29 protein-coding genes are annotated in these 20,556 nt (G+C 37.0%); 7 read left to right on the forward strand and 22 right to left on the reverse strand.

What is annotated here, in order from left to right; translation table 11 throughout:
• The first annotated feature begins 67 nt into the window (after window positions 1-67).
• Entirely contained in the window at window positions 68-160 is a 93-nt protein-coding gene (locus HUE58_RS07375) for a M15 family metallopeptidase (RefSeq protein ID WP_479722974.1), read from the forward strand.
• Window positions 161-164: 4 nt separating this feature from the next.
• Here the strand turns inward: HUE58_RS07375 and greA are convergent, their stop codons facing one another.
• Genes greA through carA form a run of 4 tightly spaced genes read right to left on the reverse strand, consistent with a single transcriptional unit; the run spans window position 165 to window position 5,677 of the window.
• Window positions 165-641 carry a transcription elongation factor GreA gene (greA, locus tag HUE58_RS04400; RefSeq protein WP_174605810.1) on the reverse strand — a complete coding sequence of 159 codons (477 nt, stop codon included), beginning with the start codon at window positions 639-641 and terminating at the stop codon, window positions 165-167.
• Window positions 641-3,850 carry a carbamoyl-phosphate synthase large subunit gene (carB, locus tag HUE58_RS04405; protein ID WP_174605811.1) on the reverse strand — a complete coding sequence of 1,070 codons (3,210 nt, stop codon included), beginning with the start codon at window positions 3,848-3,850 and terminating at the stop codon, window positions 641-643. The genes greA and carB overlap by 1 nt, the downstream gene beginning before the upstream one ends.
• A 22-nt stretch (window positions 3,851-3,872) precedes the next feature.
• Window positions 3,873-4,559 carry an MlaA family lipoprotein gene (locus HUE58_RS04410; protein ID WP_174605812.1) on the reverse strand — a complete coding sequence of 229 codons (687 nt, stop codon included), beginning with the start codon at window positions 4,557-4,559 and terminating at the stop codon, window positions 3,873-3,875.
• The gene (carA, locus tag HUE58_RS04415; RefSeq protein WP_174606235.1) at window positions 4,556-5,677 is read right to left on the reverse strand and encodes a glutamine-hydrolyzing carbamoyl-phosphate synthase small subunit; all 1,122 of its coding nucleotides are present in this window, start codon (window positions 5,675-5,677) and stop codon (window positions 4,556-4,558) included. The genes HUE58_RS04410 and carA overlap by 4 nt, the downstream gene beginning before the upstream one ends.
• 120 nt (window positions 5,678-5,797) lie before the next feature.
• Between carA and HUE58_RS04420 the strand changes: the two genes are divergently transcribed.
• Together HUE58_RS04420 and thiS are read left to right on the forward strand one after the other, a co-directional pair.
• Window positions 5,798-6,067 (forward strand): heavy-metal-associated domain-containing protein, encoded by a 270-nt coding sequence (locus HUE58_RS04420; protein ID WP_174605813.1) that lies wholly within the window; start codon window positions 5,798-5,800, stop codon window positions 6,065-6,067.
• Window positions 6,064-6,264 carry a sulfur carrier protein ThiS gene (gene thiS, locus HUE58_RS04425; RefSeq protein WP_174605814.1) on the forward strand — a complete coding sequence of 67 codons (201 nt, stop codon included), beginning with the start codon at window positions 6,064-6,066 and terminating at the stop codon, window positions 6,262-6,264. The genes HUE58_RS04420 and thiS overlap by 4 nt, the downstream gene beginning before the upstream one ends.
• A 27-nt stretch (window positions 6,265-6,291) precedes the next feature.
• Here thiS and HUE58_RS04430 read toward each other — a convergent pair whose 3' ends face one another.
• The 12 genes from HUE58_RS04430 to HUE58_RS04480 form a co-directional block, all read right to left on the reverse strand.
• The gene (locus tag HUE58_RS04430; RefSeq protein ID WP_174605815.1) at window positions 6,292-6,555 is read right to left on the reverse strand and encodes a hypothetical protein; all 264 of its coding nucleotides are present in this window, start codon (window positions 6,553-6,555) and stop codon (window positions 6,292-6,294) included.
• A 57-nt stretch (window positions 6,556-6,612) separates the two neighbouring features.
• Window positions 6,613-6,822: a type II toxin-antitoxin system HicA family toxin gene (locus HUE58_RS04435; RefSeq protein ID WP_246260747.1), complete on the reverse strand. Its 210-nt coding sequence runs from the start codon at window positions 6,820-6,822 to the stop codon at window positions 6,613-6,615.
• A 271-nt stretch (window positions 6,823-7,093) separates the two neighbouring features.
• A complete protein-coding gene (locus HUE58_RS04440) occupies window positions 7,094-7,264 on the reverse strand; it encodes a hypothetical protein (RefSeq protein WP_174605816.1) in 171 nt (56 codons plus the stop codon).
• Window positions 7,265-7,501: 237 nt separating this feature from the next.
• Complete coding sequence (locus tag HUE58_RS07155; protein ID WP_277997995.1) at window positions 7,502-7,627, reverse strand: hypothetical protein; 126 nt, start codon at window positions 7,625-7,627, stop codon at window positions 7,502-7,504.
• Window positions 7,628-7,864: 237 nt separating this feature from the next.
• Window positions 7,865-8,095, reverse strand: a complete 231-nt coding sequence (locus HUE58_RS04445; RefSeq protein WP_174605817.1) for a hypothetical protein — start codon at window positions 8,093-8,095, stop codon at window positions 7,865-7,867.
• A 758-nt stretch (window positions 8,096-8,853) separates the two neighbouring features.
• Window positions 8,854-8,952 (reverse strand): type II toxin-antitoxin system PemK/MazF family toxin, encoded by a 99-nt coding sequence (locus HUE58_RS04450; protein ID WP_174605818.1) that lies wholly within the window; start codon window positions 8,950-8,952, stop codon window positions 8,854-8,856.
• Window positions 8,953-9,062: 110 nt separating this feature from the next.
• Window positions 9,063-9,245, reverse strand: a complete 183-nt coding sequence (locus tag HUE58_RS04455) for a ribbon-helix-helix domain-containing protein (RefSeq protein ID WP_174605819.1) — start codon at window positions 9,243-9,245, stop codon at window positions 9,063-9,065.
• 11 nt (window positions 9,246-9,256) lie between these two features.
• Window positions 9,257-10,303, reverse strand: a complete 1,047-nt coding sequence (locus HUE58_RS04460; RefSeq protein ID WP_174605820.1) for a tRNA (5-methylaminomethyl-2-thiouridylate)-methyltransferase — start codon at window positions 10,301-10,303, stop codon at window positions 9,257-9,259.
• Window positions 10,304-10,336: 33 nt separating this feature from the next.
• Complete coding sequence (locus HUE58_RS04465; RefSeq protein ID WP_174605821.1) at window positions 10,337-10,474, reverse strand: 50S ribosomal protein L11 methyltransferase; 138 nt, start codon at window positions 10,472-10,474, stop codon at window positions 10,337-10,339.
• Entirely contained in the window at window positions 10,449-10,709 is a 261-nt protein-coding gene (locus HUE58_RS04470) for a 50S ribosomal protein L11 methyltransferase (protein WP_174605822.1), read from the reverse strand. Before HUE58_RS04470 ends, HUE58_RS04465 begins: the two co-directional genes overlap by 26 nt.
• Entirely contained in the window at window positions 10,702-10,905 is a 204-nt protein-coding gene (locus HUE58_RS04475; RefSeq protein WP_174605823.1) for a 50S ribosomal protein L11 methyltransferase, read from the reverse strand. The genes HUE58_RS04470 and HUE58_RS04475 overlap by 8 nt, the downstream gene beginning before the upstream one ends.
• Window positions 10,906-11,003: 98 nt before the next feature.
• Entirely contained in the window at window positions 11,004-11,306 is a 303-nt protein-coding gene (locus HUE58_RS04480) for a hypothetical protein (protein ID WP_174605824.1), read from the reverse strand.
• A gap of 27 nt (window positions 11,307-11,333) precedes the next feature.
• On the opposite strand from HUE58_RS04480, the gene HUE58_RS04485 reads away from it, so the two are divergent.
• Window positions 11,334-11,624, forward strand: coding sequence for a TusE/DsrC/DsvC family sulfur relay protein (locus HUE58_RS04485; protein ID WP_174605825.1), 291 nt, complete (start codon window positions 11,334-11,336; stop codon window positions 11,622-11,624).
• Between the two features lie 8 nt (window positions 11,625-11,632).
• Here HUE58_RS04485 and alaS read toward each other — a convergent pair whose 3' ends face one another.
• The 3 genes from alaS to HUE58_RS04500 are packed head-to-tail and all read right to left on the reverse strand — an operon-like array spanning window position 11,633 to window position 15,718.
• Window positions 11,633-14,230, reverse strand: a complete 2,598-nt coding sequence (gene alaS / locus HUE58_RS04490) for an alanine--tRNA ligase (protein ID WP_174605826.1) — start codon at window positions 14,228-14,230, stop codon at window positions 11,633-11,635.
• Between the two features lie 49 nt (window positions 14,231-14,279).
• Window positions 14,280-14,894 (reverse strand): L-threonylcarbamoyladenylate synthase, encoded by a 615-nt coding sequence (locus HUE58_RS04495; protein ID WP_174605827.1) that lies wholly within the window; start codon window positions 14,892-14,894, stop codon window positions 14,280-14,282.
• Window positions 14,879-15,718, reverse strand: a complete 840-nt coding sequence (locus tag HUE58_RS04500) for a PHP domain-containing protein (protein WP_174605828.1) — start codon at window positions 15,716-15,718, stop codon at window positions 14,879-14,881. The genes HUE58_RS04495 and HUE58_RS04500 overlap by 16 nt, the downstream gene beginning before the upstream one ends.
• Before the next feature lie 81 nt (window positions 15,719-15,799).
• Here HUE58_RS04500 and glmS point away from each other — a divergent pair, with 81 nt between their 5' ends.
• From glmS to galU, 3 genes are read left to right on the forward strand one after another with little or no spacing between them, the layout of a single operon-like run.
• Window positions 15,800-17,647: a glutamine--fructose-6-phosphate transaminase (isomerizing) gene (gene glmS, locus HUE58_RS04505; RefSeq protein WP_174605829.1), complete on the forward strand. Its 1,848-nt coding sequence runs from the start codon at window positions 15,800-15,802 to the stop codon at window positions 17,645-17,647.
• A 9-nt stretch (window positions 17,648-17,656) separates the two neighbouring features.
• Window positions 17,657-18,892 (forward strand): glucose-6-phosphate isomerase, encoded by a 1,236-nt coding sequence (locus tag HUE58_RS04510; protein WP_174605830.1) that lies wholly within the window; start codon window positions 17,657-17,659, stop codon window positions 18,890-18,892.
• Window positions 18,889-19,719, forward strand: coding sequence for a UTP--glucose-1-phosphate uridylyltransferase GalU (gene galU, locus HUE58_RS04515; protein WP_174605831.1), 831 nt, complete (start codon window positions 18,889-18,891; stop codon window positions 19,717-19,719). Before HUE58_RS04510 ends, galU begins: the two co-directional genes overlap by 4 nt.
• A gap of 61 nt (window positions 19,720-19,780) precedes the next feature.
• Here the strand turns inward: galU and HUE58_RS06925 are convergent, their stop codons facing one another.
• Genes HUE58_RS06925 through HUE58_RS07160 form a run of 3 tightly spaced genes read right to left on the reverse strand, consistent with a single transcriptional unit; the run spans window position 19,781 to window position 20,520 of the window.
• The gene (locus HUE58_RS06925; RefSeq protein ID WP_246260749.1) at window positions 19,781-20,200 is read right to left on the reverse strand and encodes a polysaccharide biosynthesis protein; all 420 of its coding nucleotides are present in this window, start codon (window positions 20,198-20,200) and stop codon (window positions 19,781-19,783) included.
• Window positions 20,201-20,204: 4 nt separating this feature from the next.
• The gene (locus HUE58_RS06930) at window positions 20,205-20,411 is read right to left on the reverse strand and encodes a polysaccharide biosynthesis protein (RefSeq protein WP_246260751.1); all 207 of its coding nucleotides are present in this window, start codon (window positions 20,409-20,411) and stop codon (window positions 20,205-20,207) included.
• Window positions 20,398-20,520: a polysaccharide biosynthesis protein gene (locus tag HUE58_RS07160; protein ID WP_277997996.1), complete on the reverse strand. Its 123-nt coding sequence runs from the start codon at window positions 20,518-20,520 to the stop codon at window positions 20,398-20,400. The genes HUE58_RS06930 and HUE58_RS07160 overlap by 14 nt, the downstream gene beginning before the upstream one ends.
• Between the last annotated feature and the right edge of the window lie 36 nt (window positions 20,521-20,556).

Here is a 20,556-nt window from a genome sequence, read left to right on the forward strand (position 1 = left end):
GGGTTGAAAATGCACAGATGAGCACCAAATTCTTGCTTCACATGTTAATAAAATACCACAAATTATTATTGATACTTTTGAGAAATATAGCTTTATTTGGGATGGAAAGTGGTATCACCACGATACGATGCACTTTGAATATAGAGCTGAATTATTATAAAACGTTAAATATACTCAACATTTAATATTTTATAAACAATATCACCTTTGGGCGCTTTCACTGTCACCTCATCACCCTCTTCATTACCCATTAATGCACTGGCGATTGGCGAATGACAAGAAATCTTACCTAATACAATATCAGCTTCATCTTCACCCACAATTCGATACGTAATTTCACTATCATCTTCAATGTTCATTAGAGTAATAGTAGTACCAAAAACACAGCGACCATCTTGCTTAAGTTTGACAACATCAATCACTTGCATGCGCGAAAGTTTTGACTCAATTTCTTTAATTCGACTTTCAATAAAGCTTTGCTCTTCTTTAGCGGCGTGATATTCAGCGTTCTCTTTAAGATCGCCATGGGCACGTGCTGTGGCAATATGTTCAATAACACGTGGACGACTAATGTCTTTAAGTTTAAGTAGCTCTGCTTCTAGTGCTTTTGCACCAAAAACGGTCATCGGTATATTTTCCATTATGAGTGTAGTGATTGAAGTTTAGTTATGGTAAGTTTATTATTGGCTTTCAAACCATCCAGCATAGCGAATGCAGCTGCTACTGTGGTGGTAAATGGTACTTTATGTACTAATGCTTGACAACGAATCGCTGCAGCATCAGTCACACCTTGAGTATCTTCAGTTGAGTTAATAATCAAATCGATATCATCATTTTTAATCATATCGACAACATGTGGTGAGCCTTCTGATACCTTATTAACCACTTCACATTCAAGCCCAGCTTCATTTAGCATGTCTCTATTACTGCGTGTTGAAACCAAGCTAAAGCCTTGTGCTGATAATTTTTTACCCAAATCAATCAGCTTATTACGATCAAGCCTGCGCAAACTAACAAACACCTTGCCATTTTCTGGTGCACGACTGCCTGCTGCTAATTGAGCTTTATCAAAGGCTGAAGCAAAATCTTTACCAATGCCCATCACTTCGCCTGTTGAGCGCATTTCAGGACCTAAAATTGGATCCACACCTAAAAATTTATTAAATGGAAACACAGCTTCTTTAACGCTAAAATGCTTAGGAATAATCTCTTTGGTAAAATTTTGTGCTTTGAGTGACACGCCCGACATCACACGTGCGGCAATATTAGCAAGTGGCACGCCAATTGCTTTAGAAACAAAAGGAACTGTGCGTGAAGCACGTGGGTTAACTTCAATAATATAAATCTCACCATCTTGATAAGCCAATTGGGTGTTCATTAAACCAACCACGTTTAATTTTTTAGCCATGGCAACAACCTGAGCACGCATTTCATCTAATACATCACTGGCTAGCGAATAAGGCGGCAATGAACAAGCAGAATCGCCTGAATGGATACCTGCTTGCTCAATATGTTGCATAATACCACCAATCACCACATCTTCACCATCGCAAATTGCATCAATATCAACTTCAATAGCATGGTCTAAAAATGAATCCAACAAAACAGGGGAATCGTTTGATACTTGGACTGCTGTGTGCATGTAATGCTCAAGACTGTCTTTGTCATAAACAATCTCCATCGCTCGACCACCAAGCACATAAGAAGGTCTAACTACTAATGGAAAACCAATTGCATCTGCAATATCTTGTGCTTGTTCTAATGAACGTGCTGTACCATTTAGCGGCTGCTTAAGCCCTAATTCTTGCAACATTTTAGAAAAACACTCTCTATCTTCAGCCAAATCAATAGCATCTGGGGTTGTGCCAATAATATTTGCACCACTTTTTTCCAATGCCTCAGCTAGTTTAAGTGGTGTTTGACCACCATAATGCACAATAATGCCATCTGGATTTTCAACATCAATAACCGCTAGAACATCTTCTAAAGTTAATGGCTCAAAATACAAACGATCTGAAATATCATAATCGGTTGAAACTGTTTCAGGATTACAATTTACCATAATTGTCTCAAACCCATCTTCTCGTAAAGCGAGTGATGCATGCACACAACAATAATCAAACTCAATACCTTGCCCAATACGATTGGGCCCGCCACCCAAAATCATAATTTTTTTCTTATCAGTTGGGTTGGCTTCACACTCAAGTTGATAAGTTGAATATAAATAAGCAGTCTGGGTATCAAATTCTACCGCACAACTGTCCACTCGCTTAAACACAGGTTTAATGTTAAGTGCACGGCGACGTTCACGCACTGAGGATTCGCTACAGCAGAATAATTGCGCCAAACGTGCATCAGAAAAGCCTTTACGCTTCAAAGTAAACATTTTATCAGCGTCAACATTGGTCACATTCGTGCCGTTAATTTGTGACTCGATTGAAACAATGTCTTGTATTTGCGCTAAAAACCAAGGATCAACTCTAGACAAATCAAACACTTCTTCAACACTCATGCCTAATCTAAAGGCATCAGCCAAATAGAAAATACGCTCGCCTCGAGCTGAAATACACTCAGAACGTATTTTATTGCGTGCATCATAAGCGTTCAAATCAACAACAGGATCTAATCCGACCTTATCGGCCTCCAGCCCTCTTAATGCTTTTTGTAAAGATTCTTGAAAGGTTGAACCAATAGCCATTACTTCACCCACAGACTTCATTTGCGTGGTTAAACAATCATCCGCTTTGGGAAATTTTTCAAAAGCAAACCTTGGAATTTTAGTTACTACGTAATCAATACTTGGCTCAAAAGAAGCGGGTGTTTTACCACCTGTAATTTCATTGTCGAGTTCGTTTAAAGTGTAGCCTACAGCTAATTTTGCAGCCACTCTGGCAATAGGAAAGCCTGTTGCTTTTGATGCCAATGCTGATGAGCGAGACACACGTGGGTTCATCTCAATAATAGTTAAACGACCATCTTCTGGATTAAGCGCAAATTGCACGTTTGAACCACCTGTATCAACCCCAATTTCACGAAGCACTGCTAATGAAGCATTACGCATCACTTGATATTCTTTATCAGTTAGCGTTTGTGCAGGTGCAACAGTAATTGAGTCACCCGTATGAATACCCACAGGATCAAAATTTTCAATAGAACAAATAATAATACAATTATCCTTGCTATCACGTACCACTTCCATCTCAAACTCTTTCCAGCCAAGAATAGACTCTTCAATTAAAAGCTCATTAGTCGGCGAAAGGTCTAAACCTCGTTCGCAAATTTCAACAAATTCCTCTTTGTTATAAGCAATACCACCACCACTACCACCCATGGTAAATGAGGGGCGAATAACGGTTGGAAAACCTACTGTTTCTTGTACAGTATGTGCTTGCTCCATATTATGAGCCACGGCGGCTTTCGGCATATCAAGGCCAATTTTTAACATCGCCTCACGAAATAGATTACGATCTTCGGCTTTATCAATGGCTTCTTTCTTAGCACCAATCATTTCCACGCCGTGCTTCTTAAGCACACTATGACGCTCTAAATCAAGTGCACAATTAAGTGCAGTTTGCCCACCCATGGTCGGCAACAAAGCATCGGGCTTTTCTTTTTCAATAATTTTTTCAACCGTACGCCACTCAATTGGTTCAATATAAGTTGCATCTGCCATTTTCGGGTCGGTCATGATGGTAGCTGGATTGGAATTAACCAAAATAACACGATACCCTTCTTCACGCAATGCCGTACAGGCTTGAGCACCAGAATAATCAAATTCGCAAGCTTGACCAATAACAATAGGCCCAGCGCCGATAATTAAAATACTTTTAAGATCTTGTCTTTTTGGCATTAGTGTTGTGCTTTAAATTAGGTCAGAAGTCATCATCTTCAATAGGCGGATTACCATCAAAGATATCAAATTGTCTCTTTTGTAGATAAGAAGAGCGTGCTGCAATATAAACATCGTCTGAATTTTTAAGTAAATCCGTTGCTGGTAATAGTTTAACTCTAGTATCAACGGCTCTGACGAGTAATAAAGCCGTTTCTTCAGTGATATTTAACACCTTGGTTACATCAACATTTTCAGTAATATCAACATAAGTACCCGTTAAATCACGCATGGTTGATAAACCTAAAACTGGCAAAACCACGTAAGGACCGCTTGGCACACCCCACACTGCCATCGTTTGACCAAAATCTTCATCAGTTTTTTCTAGCCCAATATCACCGGCAACATCAAACAATCCAACCAATCCTATGGTGCTATTCACTAAAATTCTGCCAAACGTGCTCACACTGTCAAATAATTTAAACTGTAAAATTTCATTACCTAGTGTGGAAATATCATCTAAATTAGAAGAAAAATCACTAACTCGATTTTGCGCCGTTTTAGGTACAGATTCTTTATAAACCTTAGCTACAGGCTCAAAAAAAATTTCATCTAAGGTTTGATTAAACTCAAAAACTGCTCTATTTAATACCTCAAATGAATCAACATCTTCAGCCATAGTAATTGTACCAAATGCCAATAACACAAAACTCATTAATAAATTTTTCATTCGTTCATCTCCTGAATAAATATATCAAATAAACCACTCACATCGTGCGGCCCTGGCGAGGCTTCAGGGTGCCCTTGAAAGCCAAATGCTTTTTTATTAACAACACTAATGCCTTGGATAGAATTGTCAAACAACGAGCGATGTGTCACTTCTAAATCGTTAGGCATATTTTCCTCTGACACTGAAAATCCATGATTTTGAGAAGTAATTACCACTTGTTTGGTGTGTAAATTTTGCACAGGATGGTTAGCACCATGATGGCCAAATTTCATCTTTTGCGTTGTTGCGCCAACTGCCAAAGATAACAATTGATGACCTAAGCAAATACCAAACAACGGCATATCTTTTTCTAACAAGGTTTGAATGTTTTCAATAGCATAATCGCACGGTTCAGGATCGCCCGGCCCATTGGATAAAAATACACCGTCAGGGTTCATCGCTAATATTGTTTCTACTGGTGTTTGTGCATTAACAACAGTTAAATCACAACCTCTGTCTACTAACATCCTTAAAATATTTTTCTTAACACCATAATCATAAACCACAACTTTAAATTTAGCATCTAATTTGTTAAATTTACTCTCTTCTAACGAATAAGAGCCTTGATTAAATTCATACGACTGAACAGTTGAGACCACTTTTGCTAAATCCATATTTTTAAGACCAGCAAATGATTGAGTCTTGGCAATAGCTGCCTCTTGGTCAATGTCATCACCTGCAATAATACACCCTTTAAGTGTGCCCTGTGTTCGCAGGTGGCGTGTTAATGCGCGGGTATCAATATCACTAATAGCAACAATATGATTTAATTTTAAATACTCACCTAGAGGCCTATCTGAACGCCAATTACTTGCCATCAAAGGCAGATCACGGATAACTAAACCTGCTGCATAAACTTTGTCTGATTCTTCGTCAACTGGGTTGGTGCCCGTATTGCCAATATGTGGATAAGTCAGTGCAACGATTTGTTGTGCATACGACGGGTCGGTTAAAATTTCTTGATAACCCGTCATTGAGGTATTAAACACTACTTCGCCTAAAGTTTCACCATTAACGCCAATAGATTTTCCATAAAAAATCTTCCCATCTTCTAATGTTAATAAGGCAACTTGTGACACCATAATACTCCCAAATGAAAAACTTCGAGGATTTTACCATATCATCGCACTACTCTGACGTCCAAATGCACAAACTCAAAGTGATATAATGATGGTTTTAAAAACCAAACAAGAGGTGTTATGAAGATAACCGTTGACAATATCAAATGTGGTGGTTGTGCAGCCACCATTACTAAAAAATTAACAACAACTTTTGATGTCGAAAATATTGATATCAATATTGAACAAGGCATTATGAATCTTGACGTAGACGATGCTAAAAAAGCCGAAGTTGTTAAAGTTCTACTAAATCTTGGCTATCCTGAAATCGATTCAGTTCATGGCTTTAATTCTGTCAAAGCCAAAGCAAAATCCTTTGTTTCTTGTGCCATTGGCAAAATGGACACATGACACTCACCCTAAATGGTGAATTGCTAAAATTGGCTGATAATTTAAACGCACATGATTTGATTGTTCAACTGAGTTATGAAAATCAACGCATTGCGCTAGAAGTCAACAAAGCCATTATTCCTAAATCCAAACATGCTGAATTTACCCTAAACGAAGGTGATATTTGTGAGATTATTAAAGCAGTGGGTGGTGGGTAAATACCGTAAATTGCGCCTAAGTCCAACTTAAATGTGCTTTTGATTCATATCAATATCACCATTTAATAGCTTATCAGTCGAGCTTGACAACAATCCGCTACGAGTAGTTTCTAACCTTTTGGCATAAATGTTCAAGTTGTTAATCCTATCCTTGGTCATCGAAATATTGATTTTTCTAGTTTTATTTAAATCTTCAGGTTCTGGAATAATATCTTTATTTTTGAGTGCAACATCAAGATAGCATTTAAAAGCACTTTTCACATCTGTAATTGCCTCCACCGTTTTGCTCATCTAAATTTGTGATAATAATGTCATAATCGATTACTAAGTAATAGTCTTTATCTTTAATCATTTTTCATTCTCCAATATTGCCAATACTTTTTTCACATAAATAACTTTAATTGGGCGTTTGAACGGAATAGTGATACTTGGTGCATTATCTTTACGAAATACAAAATGACTGTCGCTAGAATTAATACATTCATACCCATTTTGAAGTAGTAATTTCTTAAGCAAGTCAAAATTAATATTTTTAGGTTTGTTTTGCAACTGCTGCAATATTTTCTAAAATAACAGTTACTTTATTTTCCATAGTTGAATATTTTTCACTGCACTTATTCTATGTAATCATTGGTGATATTCCATAGGTGCAAGCAATGAAGTTTTTCCGTCATATAAATATTCGACATAAAGAGTTTCAAAAACTTTAGTTTTGTACTCAAAAGATACTCCCGATACAAAGCCAAATGCAGCATAAACAACATACATCGTCGCTGCTAATCTTTAATTTTTTATTATCTTAGCCAAAATATTTTTATAATTCTTTTCGTTATTGGTAAACAGTACGCTTTAAGTCTTTTTGCTTATTCTTTAATACTGTTAAACCACTAAAAGTAAAGTTGGCTTTTGATTCATTGCTACGAATGTTAGCCTCAATTTGGCAACTATTCAATACAACCCCAACTATCAAAACGCCACTCATTGTTATTAACTTTTTCACAACACTCTCTTTTTAAAAAACACGCATTCACTAAAAGGCTAGGGAAAAACATTGTGTGAACCCTAATGACAATAAACTTGAACTACTAAAAAAAATAACACTATCACAAATTATCATTAACAGCTAAATTGAAAGTAGTGGTTACAAATCCACTGTCAGGATTGATTACTTTTACGGTAATAGTAAGAGTAATAATATTACCATTCCAAGTGAGTAATCCTGTATTTATATTAATGGTTAAAAATCCACCAGTTGGATTAGCAACAATTTCATAAACAGCACCTGCTTGTATATTCTCACAATAGGTAGTGTTAAATCCGAAGAAATCGCCCCACCATTATCATCAACACTTTGCTCTGCCATTGATATACTCGATTGAAAAAGTGGCGTTACCCTAGTTACACCTTTCCTGCTTTGAATACTTATATTTATGAGTAAGCACAATGTCTTCAAAACAGCGGGGTTCTGATAGATGCGGCAGGATTTGCTGTGATGAGTAAGTACTAAGATCAAAGGTGTTGTCAAAACCTAGTTCAATTTTATTACTGTCTTGAGGGGTATTACGCTGATAATTTGCAAACCAATGTTTGTGTTTAATGCCTAAAGTGTTAATGTTATTATCACGTTCAAAGCCACAGAGTATTGATTAATCCTTGCGTAAGCATTATCACCAGAAATAAGTTTTTGATTGGATAAATTAAGTCCCGTTTTAAATGGGTTGAACTTTGTAACCATACCCGTTTTAATAAAATTCTTATTAAGTTCTAATTTTAGTTTTAAATCCTCGGAGTTGAATTTAACACCAATACCGTATGGTGTTTTTAACAGCATACGGTATTGAGGACGTAAAGCTCTATATTGCTTAGAAAATTGGTTTGTTCAACTGCATTTGTAGTGTGCACGGCAAACATTGATAAGCCAAATAAAGCCAAGTTTTTAAATAGTTGCATAATGTCTCTTGTTAAAGAATGGATAGTAAAAAATTACAAAGTAAGACAATTGGTGAAAGAATTGGAATAGCAAGGGGATCTTTGAAATTATCAAAATCAAAGCTTTCAAGAAAAATGCATTTATCTAGGTCGATTTATGGACAATGAGAACGTGGTATTTCCAACCCATCCACCGCACATTTGGTGAAACTTGCCCATGTATTGAATATATCGTTTGAATGATTGGCACTAGGAAATGAGGCGACTAAGCCCAATGTTGTCAAAAATAAAACCGGATCAATATCAAGCAACTGTTAGATAAAACCACACCCAAACAAAAAAATTATTTACTTGAGTTGTTAAGCGATATTACCAACTAATCCTAACAAGGGCAAACCTTGTCAAGGGTCATCGTGAAAACCCAGTATTCACTCAAGTTTTTTCTCAATTTCTTGCATTTCATTTTTACTAAGCCTAGTTAGCATATTTGAGGTGAATTTATTGGTATCAATTGCACGAATATAATCACAAATGACATCTGAATCATATTCTAATTAATCTTGTTGTTTAACCCTAAAACGCAAAAGTATCATTTTTTAGATGTATTGTTGATGGGAAAACATTAACAGTTGGATGCTTGATATTGTTTAATTCGTTAGATTAAATCACTAAGACTGGACGAATTTTGCCAATTCCAGCACCTTTACTAGGATTGAGATTAGCTAGATAAATCTCGCCTCTTGCAAAAATCTTATTCATTTTTCTTGATTTCCAGTATTGCTTTCTCAATCACCTCATCACTAACTCAGCCGGTTCTTCTTCCAATCCATCCATTAACGTGCTATCAAAATCACGACTCAACTCAATGTCTAAATCTCTAGTTTCAAAAGAGGAATCTTGCATTTGTTTAATAATTTTTTTCTTTCAAGACTTTTATGATAATCTGTAATTGCTTGACGAATCAGTGCACTTTTGGATAGGTGTGCCTCTAATGCCATTTTATTGACTCGATCATAAAAATCGTCTTGGGTTTTTAGAGTAATTGTTTTCATTATACTTTTTATTAAACCATCCACTCTTTTTGGATTTCATCAGCAGAAAACGGCTTAACGCTTAATTGTTGTGCCACGCCAACATTGAGTTTAACTTCCACATTAACTAACTTTTCTTCTCTACCTTGGGAATAGCGTGCTAATATTTTAGCGGCAATTTGCAAGTCTTCTTGATTTGGCCCGCCATCAATTAATGCCAAAGGACCATTACAACTGGTCGGATACAAATTGGCATATTGATTACGATAGCCTTCTAGGAATTTAACTTCGCCTTCTTCACGGGCAACAATCATTTTAAAACGTGGATTTGGGCGAATGTGTCTGCCAACTTTGAGCATCATTAAATCATCCAGTTGATAATCACGATTGCCACGCGATTGCCACATATCGACCAGTTTATCTGAGTATTGTTTATCGGTTAGAAAACAACAACCGCCTGCTGGGGTGGCGTAATCATCAAAGCCATATTCTTTTGCTAAAGCCATTTGTGGCTTACGTGTACGCCCTGAAAAATCCAGTAATTTTTCTCTGTCCACCCAGCCTTCAAGTTCTGCTTTGGTGGCTGGTAAATGTTTTGCGCATAAGGGTCTTAGGAGTAAATCATTTGCATTTGATTCTGCTTGGACAATGGGCATGGTCTCGCGGCGCTGTGACATGGGACGTTGACCCATAACTTCACCTGTAATAATAAAGTCAAATTCATGCTCAATCATCCACTCTTTGGCTTTTTTGACCATAAAGCCCTTGCAATCTAGACATGGATTCATGTTTTTGCCATAACCATGCTTAGGGTTTAAAAGGACATCACGATATTCTTCAATCACATCAATAATATGTAATTTAATACCCAACTGCTCTACTACCCATAAAGCATTGTTACGTTTTGGTTTGTCTTTTTTTTGCTTACGAATAGCATGCGTATGTCCCTCCACACAAAAGCCAGTAAAAAAATTAATGCCTTCTACATGAATGCCTTGATCCAGCATTAGTTTAGTACTTAATAGCGAGTCTAGCCCACCTGAGATTAACGATACAGCTTTAATTTGTTTGTTTGTCATGCTTGTTTTCTAATGTCATCTACACGACAGACACTAGTCACCCTTTTGTTTAACATTTAGTGTTGAAAAATAATAACCATACTTGTCTAAAATCATTTCTACTTGGTCTTGCAAAATACCAGATAGTACAATTTTTCCACCTGATTTAATTTGCTTGGAAAAAATGTTCACATAAACCAACTAAGGAATTAGCCAAGATATTGGCAATCAATAAATCAACTTGATTTAACTCACCTTCTTCGTCACTGTGTAATACAATTATTTTAGAGTCAACATAGTTGGTTTGAATCTTGTTCGTAGTAGCAAGCACTGTTCGTGGGTCATTATCAATGGCGATGATTTCTTTTGCACCTAACTTTGCTGCAGCAATTGCCAAAACACCAGTACCCGTACTATAATCAATCACAGTTAAATCTTTTGGTGGGTTTTGATCCAAAATATTGCAAGCATAAATCTGTCGTTTTGTGCGTGCCAAATGCCAAGCCAGAGTCCATGTCAATAATAACACCCTCTTTTGGCAAAATGGACGCATCTTCCCAAGAAGGACAAATCCAAATATTTTTTCCAAATTGTATTTTGTGAAAATCTTTTTTTGTATTCATCTTCCCAGATGCGATTTTTTAACAATTCAAAAGAGGTTTGCCTAATATTACAGATTTGCTTTAGCATCATCTGTACATGCGTTTGCTCCACATCTACATTAAACAAAGCGTTGACCATCGTATCTTGCCATATAAGAGGTTTTACTCACAGGTGGTTCAAAAATAGCATCATCAAATGAGTCGCTAAAAATAATAGACAAAGCATCCAAGCCCATCAGCACCTCAGAGATGAAATCTGCTTGGTCTTTGTTTGTTTTAATAGTGAATTGCATCCAGTCCATAGCGGATAAATTATACCCTACAGAATATGCTAATGCCTCGTCACACAACCTCTTTACAGCCTTGATGAATATTTTTATAAAAACCAAGTAAAAAATTAAGGTATTAAGTATAATATTCATTATTTAACAAAATAACAAGGTAATAAAATGGGACTAGAAAGAACAGGCAATGGCTACTTAGTTGATCCAACAATTTGGACGCAAGACATTATGCATGAAATGGCCAAAGAAGATGACATTGAATTAACTGAAAGTATGGTTAATCAAATTCTTATGGCTAAAGAATATTTTGAAGAAAATTCATCAGTGCCGCCCATTAGAACTTTTGCCAAAGTTGTCGGCATTGATAAAAAAATCCTATTTAAAGAATGGCTAACTGGTCCGATGAAACCTATTACCAAATACGGTGGTATGCCTCAACCAACAGGTTGTGTTTAATCTCTAACTTAAATTAATGATTTAACTGAGGCAAGCGCTTTGGTTAAATGCTCAGGCTGAGTGCCACCGCCTTGTGCCATATCTGGGCGACCACCACCTTTTCCACCAATTTGCTCTGCAACATGGTTAAGAATTTTTCCAGCTTGATACTGCTTAGTTAAATCTTTTGTTACGCCTACAACTAAGGATACTTTATCATTATTTACTACTGCTAATACGATAACAACCGAGCCTAACTTGTCTTTGAGTTTATCAGCAATATCACGCAAATCTTTGCCACTCGCCCCTTCTACGACAGTTGATAATAATTTAATACCCTTTACCTCTTGAACCTGCCCAACCAAATCATCGCCTTGGTTGCTGGCTAATTGTTTTTGGAAAATGGCAATTTGTTTTTCTAATTCTTTTTGCTGTTTAATCAATTGTGTGACTTTTTCTACCACTTGTACGTTGCTTGACTTGGTTATTTGTGCAATTTCATTCAAGCTATTTTGTGTTTGATTATCAAATTGATATGCATCATAGCCTGTTAACGCTTCAATACGACGTACACCAGCAGAAACACCGCCTTCTGAGGTAATTCTAAAAAGTCCGATATCACCAAGTTGGCGCACGTGGGTGCCACCGCACAATTCTACTGAAAAATCATCTTTACCCATGGTTAAAACACGCACAATATTGCCGTATTTTTCACCAAATAGTGCCATTGCACCTTTCTTTTTTGCATTTTCAATATTGGTAATATCGGTGTGTACTTTTGTATTTCCTAAAATTTTACGATTAACCATGCTTTCAATTTTTTCTAAATCTGACTTAGTAATCACCTCATCATGCGAGAAGTCAAAACGCAGTTTTTCACTATCAACCAAAGAGCCTTTTTGCGTTACTGTCTCACCCAGTACAATGCGAAGTGCGGCGTGTAATAAATGCGTTGCTGAGTGGTTCCTAGTAATGCATTTGCGAGATTTTTTATCAACATTGGCTTGTACCGCATCACCCACTTTTAAAACACCCTTATTTAGAACGCCGTGATGCTCAAATGCACCTGATTTTTGCTTATTCGTATGACCCACTCTAAACTCAACTTTCGCATTAGATAACACGCCACTATCGCCAATTTGGCCGCCTGACTCAGCATAAAAACTTGACTGAGTTAAAACGACAACACCATGCCCACCTGCTTCAATTTTTTCAACCAGTTTTCCATCTTTAACAAATGCCTGAATTGAAGAAACATTCTCTAACTGTTCATAACCTAGAAACTCAGTTGCCTCACTAATATCAACCCCTTTTTTCGATATTTTAAAATCACCTGTTTGTCGGGCACGGTCTCTTTGTTTGGTCATTTCAATCTCAAAACCTAACATGTCAATGGTTAAATTACGCTCACGAGCAATGTCTGCTGTTAAGTCCACTGGAAAACCATAAGTGTCGTAAAGTTTAAAGACTGTTTTGCCATCAATTTCACTACCTTTAAGACTGATAATTGCCTCTTCTAAGAGGCTCATACCTTGGTCTAGCGTTTGTACAAAGCGTTGTTCTTCGTGCTTTAGTATCTTTTCAACTTTGGGCAAAGCTTGTTTTAATTCTGGGTAAGTGCCTTTAAATTCCACTGCCAGTACTGGCGCTAAACGGTAGAAAAATACTTTATCAATACCCATCTTATGTCCATGACGAATACCGCGACGAATAATACGACGAAGCACATAACCCCTACCTTCATTTGAAGGAATAACACTATCAAGGATCATAAAAGCAGCAGAACGGATATGATCAGCAATCACACGCACCGAGGCATTGTCATTTTTAATATTATTGGATTTAGGTATTAAATCCACAACAGCTTTGATCAGGCTTTGAAAGCCATCTGTATCGTAATTATTATTCTTGTGTTGTAACACAGCTGTTAAACGCTCCAAACCCATACCCGTATCTACACAAGGTGCGACCAATGGTTTTAAATAACCGTCTTCTTGTTTGTCAAATTGTGTAAATACCAAGTTCCAAATTTCAATATATCGATCGCCATCTTCATCAGCGTGCCCTGGCGGGCCACCAGCAATATGCTCACCATGGTCGTAAAAAATCTCACTTGATGGGCCGCATGGACCTGTATCACCCATTTGCCAAAAATTATCTTTAGCACCACAACGAGAAATGCGATTTTTAGGAAAGCCGATTTCATTTATCCAAATATTTTCTGCCTCATCATCCTCTTCAAACACACTCACCCAAAGCTTTTCTTTGGGCAGGTTTAACTCTTTTGTAAGAAATTCCCAAGCATAATGAATGGCTTCACGCTTAAAGTAATCGCCAAAACTAAAATTACCCAGCATTTCAAAAAAAGTATGGTGGTGCGCTGTGTAACCAACATTTTCAAGGTCATTGTGCTTACCACCAGCACGCACGCAACGCTGAACAGATACAGCACGTTTGTATGGGCGTTTTCCTGCACCACTAAAGACATCCTTAAATGGTACCATGCCAGAATTAACAAACAATAAAGTCTTGTCATTGTGAGGGATAAGTGATGCACTAGGTTCAATCGTATGATCTTTGGACTCAAAATAATCTAAGAATTTTTGTCTAATTTGCGCGGTTTTCATTTTGCCAAAAGTGCTTGATAAAAAAGTGCGCATTATACGCCGTAAAAGCCTATACAATGAGGGAAGTGTCTCCTGCACCTTGGCGAATAATATCAGCACCACCTGAAGATAAATCAATCACAGTAGTTGGCTCTGGTGGACAATAGCCCCCATCAATAATCACATCTACATGCTTTTCTAATGCACCGCGCACATCATCAATATCAAAAAATTCGCAATTTTTGATAATTAATGACACACTCATCATTGGCTCATTTAATGTATCTAATAAAGCCTGCACCACGCCATGATTAGATACTCTAAGACCAATGGTTTTTTTCTTAGCATGTAACAAGCGATTAGGTACGTCACGTGCACCTTGTAAGATAAATGTGTATGCACCAGGTAGGATTTTCTTGAGCAATCTAAAAGAAGTATTATCTAGCTTGGCATATTCACCGATATGCGCTAAATCACGCATCATCAAGGTAAAGTGATGTTGTTTTGAAAGATTGCGAATGCGCCTAATACGCTCTAATCCATTCTTATTACCCAGTGTTGTTCCTAACGCATAGCCAGAATCTGTTGGATAGGCAATCACTGTACCACGATGTAACTCATCAATCACCTCTTCAACCAAGCGTGGTTGCGGGTTTTTTGAATGAATTTCTAATAATTTTGCCATGTCCAATTTCTCCATACTGCTTGCTCAAAATTGGGTAAATCTTGCAAACAACCCATTCGCACTCTTTGATTTAGCCAGCCATGATAATCAGAACCAGTTGATGCTAACAAGCCTAGTTCATTCGCCCATTGACTAGCAAGTATGATTTCATCAGCGCTACTTGTAGCTGTTACCACTTCAATCCCATCACAACCATTAATAGCCAAATCATTCATCATGCGTTTAATTTTAGTATGTGTCATTCTATAACGGAAAGGATGTGCTAGCACCGCCACACCACCTGCGCCACGTATCCATCCAATCACCTCATCAAATTGCGCCCACTTAACACCCACACCACCTGGCTTTTTGCCTACTAAAAAACGTCTGAATACTGATTTCATGTCCTTACAAATGCCTTCTTGGATCAGCATTTGGGCAAAATGTGTGCAAGTAATCATATTTGTTTTAGCAAGCGCTTTGGTTTTTTCCATGGCGCCAATAATGCCAGCCCCACCCAAGCTACACGCTATTTTTTCGCTGCGAATTTCTCGAAGCTGCTGGTGCTTTTTAAGTCCAACCTGTAATATTTTGTTATTTGGATTGATTTTTAGCCCAAGAACGTGGATTGTCATGTTGTTCCATATGGCTGATATTTCAGTACCAAATACAAATTGTAAATTTAATTTATTCGCCTCAAGACTAGCCTCAGCAAGTCCGTCAATCGTATCATGATCTGTTAGTGCAAATACATCACATTTTTGTTTTTTAGCCAAGCGCACCACTTCAGTAGGTGATAAAACCCCATCTGAATAATACGAGTGATTGTGTAAGTCAATAACCATAAGTTGTTTATTATAATCTATCTGTTTTGTTAGCGTAATTAGCTATAATTTCAACCATAATTATTTAATACAATCAACACTATGTGCGGAATCATTGGCGGCATCTGTAAGGGCAATATTACCCCAATCCTACTTAGTGGGTTAAAACGCTTAGAGTATCGCGGGTATGATTCAGCAGGTATTGTGGTCTTATCAAATGACAATAAACTAAGTCGCGCACGCGCAGTAGGCAAGGTGGTTAACCTTGAAACTGACATTCAAAAACAAAGTCCGAAAATACAAGGTGGTGCTGGTATTGCGCATACTCGTTGGGCAACTCATGGCGAACCATCAACGCAAAATGCGCATCCACATATTTGTTTTGACACGGTTAGTGTTGTACATAATGGCATTATCGAAAACTTTCTTAAACTCAAGCAAGAACAAAAAGCACAAGGTTATGCCTTTACTTCAGATACCGATACCGAAGTGATTGTTCACAGCATCCATCAAGCTCTGAAAACGTCAAAAAATTTACTTCAAGCCACTCAAAAAGCCGTTCAAACCTTTGAAGGGGCTTATGGTTTAGGGGTAATATCGTCAGAGTACCCAGGGCATATCGTTGTTGCTAGAAGTGGCTCGCCACTCATTATAGGCATCAGTGATGAAAGTAATTTTATTGCCTCAGATCAGGTGGCTTTACTGGATATTACTAAGAAATTTATTTTTTTGGAAGAAGGGGATATTGCCGATATTACGCTTAATTCAATTACTATTTACAACAAAGATGGCAAGCAAGTTAATAGAGCCATTAAAACCTCAAATCTTAACAGTAAACAAATTGACCTAGGTGATTATAAACATTACATGCAAAAAGAGATTTTTGAGCAACCGCAAGCAATTCGTGACACACTAGAATCACGAATTACCAAAGACGCTGTATTGCTTTCTGCCTTTGGGAATTGTGCTGAAAATATTTTCACAAATACAAAACATATTCAAATTATTGCTTGTGGCACTAGTTATAATGCAGGCTTAGTCGCTAAATACTGGCTTGAAGACATTGCAAAAATGCCAACTAATATTGAAGTGGCTAGTGAGTATCGCTACCGTAATCCGATTGTGCTTGATAACACCCTATTAATTACTATTTCTCAAAGCGGGGAAACTGCTGATACTTTAGAAGCGCTAAGATCTGTCAAAAAGCATCACAAGAATACTCACACATTAACCATTTGCAATTGTGCAGAATCTTCCCTGACACGTGAATCTGAACTGACCTTGTTAACTCACGCTGGCCCTGAAATTAGCGTAGCCTCTACTAAAGCCTTCACCACACAATTGGTGTCTTTAGCATTGTTGTCAGTCGCCATTGGGAAATGCCATAAACAGGTGGACAAACAACAAGAAGCCTCTATTGTAGATGGTTTAAATCGCTTGTCAGGTTTGATTAAAAAAACACTCGAACAAGAAAGTCAAATTATTGAACTCGCACAATCTTTTAAAGACAAGTTTAATGCTATTTTCTTAGGAAGAGGTACAATGCATGCTATTGCCATGGAGGGTGCGCTTAAATTTAAAGAAATTAGCTATATTCATTCAGAAGCCTTTCCAGCAGGTGAACTCAAGCATGGCCCTATTGCTTTGATTGATAAAGATACACCTGTTATTGCAATTGCGCCTAATGATCAACTATTGGATAAACTCAAATCAAACCTGCAAGAAGTTAAATCTCGTGGCTCACAGATGATTGTTTTTGAAGATGAAATGTCTAACGTACCACCAATGCAAAATATGACTGTCATGTCAATCACGCATAATCTTGGTAGAATTACAGCGCCCATTATTTTTACCATTCCTTTGCAATTACTCAGTTATCACGTGGCACTAATTAAGGGGACTGATGTTGATAAACCTCGCAATTTGGCTAAATCAGTCACCGTAGAATAAAATAATATTATGATTAACACACTAGGCTTTGATTCTGATTTTGACCCTTCTCTTTTAGGTCGAATTATCAATGAAAAAAAAGAGATTGGCTATTACAATTTACCCAATCAAGATACTACTTATATTGATAACTACTTAAAACAATTAGACAATCAACAAAATTTAGATAGTATTAGTGATGTTGTTGTTATCGGCATTGGCGGATCAAGCTTAGGTGCTAAAGCGGTTTATCATTTTATTAAACCCATCAGACAATTAAAACGAAACTTGCATTTTATGGATAGCACCGATCCTGTTACTATTGCCAATATTTGCAATAGTCTAAACATCGGCTCAACACATTTTATTGTTATTTCTAAATCAGGTTCAACCATTGAAACAATTGCGGCTTATAAGCACATTCTTGCAACCACTAAAAGCGCTCAACTTTCGTATTTTCCCTTTACATTTATTACTGACCAAGGCTCACTACTAGCGCAACATGTTCAAAAAGTTGGCGGCTTCATTATTAATATCCAACAAAATATTGGCGGTAGATTTTCACTCCTAAGCAGTGCAGGTATCATTCCATTGGCATTAACAGGGATAAAAATTGATTGCTTGCTAAAAGGCGCTGCAAAGATTAAAGATAGTTTTTTTAATCAAGGCTACATGCAAAATATTTTGCTCAAAAAAGCAACTTTTTATGCAAAAAACTCTTCAAACTATAATATTAATGCTTTATTTTCTTACACTGATTCACTGAAATATTTTAATGATTGGTACGTGCAATTATGGGGGGAAAGCTTAGGGAAAAAACAAAAAAACTCAGCTTTTAATGTGGGGTTAACCCCTATTGGACTAACCGGACCAAAAGATCAGCACTCTTTTTTGCAATTATTATCCGAAGGAACACGAGATAAAAGTGTTACCTTTATTAAACTTAAAACTTTTGATAATCATCAAAAAATACCTGACATTACTTTGGAAAAATTAGAAACGCTAGACCTAATTAATCAAGTTGAATTTTCAACCTTAATTAATATGCAAGCTGATGCCATTATAGAATCTTTAAAAGAACACACAAGAATCCCGCTTGATGAAATTATCTTGCAAAAACAAGATGAATTCAGTATCGGTCAACTTATTTATTACTATGAATTACTAACATCACTCGTTGGAGACTTACTCAATATTAATACTTATAACCAGCCAGGTGTAGAATCTGGCAAAAACATCCTCCTTAAAAAATTACAACAATTATGATTAAAAAATGTCTTTTCCCAGCAGCAGGCTTTGGCACTAGATTTTTGCCCGCTACAAAAGCAGTACCTAAAGAAATGCTACCTATTCTGACCAAACCATTGTTACAATACGCTGTAGAGGAAGCGCTTGATGCTGGCATGAGTAATATGGCCATCGTCACCGGCAAAGGTAAACGAGCCATTGAAGACCATTTTGACCGAGCTTTAGAGCTAGAAACGAAAATTCAAGGCACGCAAAAAGAAGTGCTACTAAAAGAAATCAATGCTGTTTGCAACAATGCCACTTTTACTTACGTTAGACAAAAACAAATGCTAGGATTGGGGCATGCAATTCTCACCGGTGAAGCATTAATTGGTAATGAGCCATTTGCTGTTCATTTAGCTGATGATTTGTGCACATCAGAAAACGATAGCGTACTGACTCAAATAATTCAAGTGTACAACAAATATCAATGCTCGATCGTAGCTATCGAAGAAGTACCTACGGATCAAACTCACAAGTATGGCCTGATTGCTGGTGATTTAGTTGATAATACTAATGATACATATCGTGTTACTGATATGATTGAAAAACCAGCGCCAAAAGATACACCCACCAATATGGCCATCATAGGTCGTTATATCTTAACACCAGATATTTTTAATATCCTCAAACAAACCAAACCGGATAAAGGTGGTGAAATTCAAATCACTGACGCATTACTCACCCAAGCAAAACAAGGTCGCGTGATTGCTTATAAATTTAAAGGTAAATGGTTTGATTGCGGTAGTATTCAGGGCTACCTTGAAGCAACAAACTACTTTGCCAAACAACAAGGTATTATTTAAAACTTTTGCATATTCTTGAAACGCTGCTCGTTCCTTTGGGTGTGTCTTAAAAACGTTTCATTTAACCATTGAATAACAAATCACTAATGTCACACTGTGGCTTAAAGTCTGGCACAAGTTGTATCAATAATGAGCGTAGTTTATCTTGGTCATAATTAGTAATAGCAAGCTCCATACTGGCTAACACCAACTTTAATTCATCCCAAGAAAGCATATTGTCTTGGGCTTTCATAATCATTGAATGATTAGTGCCTAATGCATTATCATCAATCAATAACTCTTCAAAAATCTTTTTCCCTGAACGAAGATCTGTGATTTCAATCTCAATATCTCCGTTTAAATTAGTACTGTCTTTAAGCTCTAATCCAGTTAAATGAATCATCTTTAAAACTAGATCATAAATTCTAACAGGCTTGCCCATATCAAGCACAAATACATCATCACTAGAACCCATAGCGCCTGCTTGAATAACCAATGCCACTGCTTCAGGTATGGTCCATAAAATAACGAATAATTTTCTTATCAGTGACCGTTACTAGCCCACCTGCTTTAATTTGTTTTTTAAACAAAGGAATCACTAAGCCAGTAAAATCTAACACATTGCCAAATCTCACCATATTAAATCTTGTACCGTTTGATGACTTTGATAGTGCTTGCAATACCATTTCAGCACTACGTTTAGTAGCGCCCATAGGCATTTGTTGGGCGAACAGCTTCATCGGTGAATATTAGTACAAACGTTTCAACCTTGCTACTAATAGTAGCTTGTGCGCAACTGAGCGTACCAAAAATGTTGTTCATCACAACACCTTCAGTAGTGATTAGATTCTACCATAG

Source organism: Candidatus Ruthia endofausta (genome assembly GCF_013342985.1).
GTDB lineage: Bacteria > Pseudomonadota > Gammaproteobacteria > PS1 > Pseudothioglobaceae > Ruthia > Ruthia endofausta.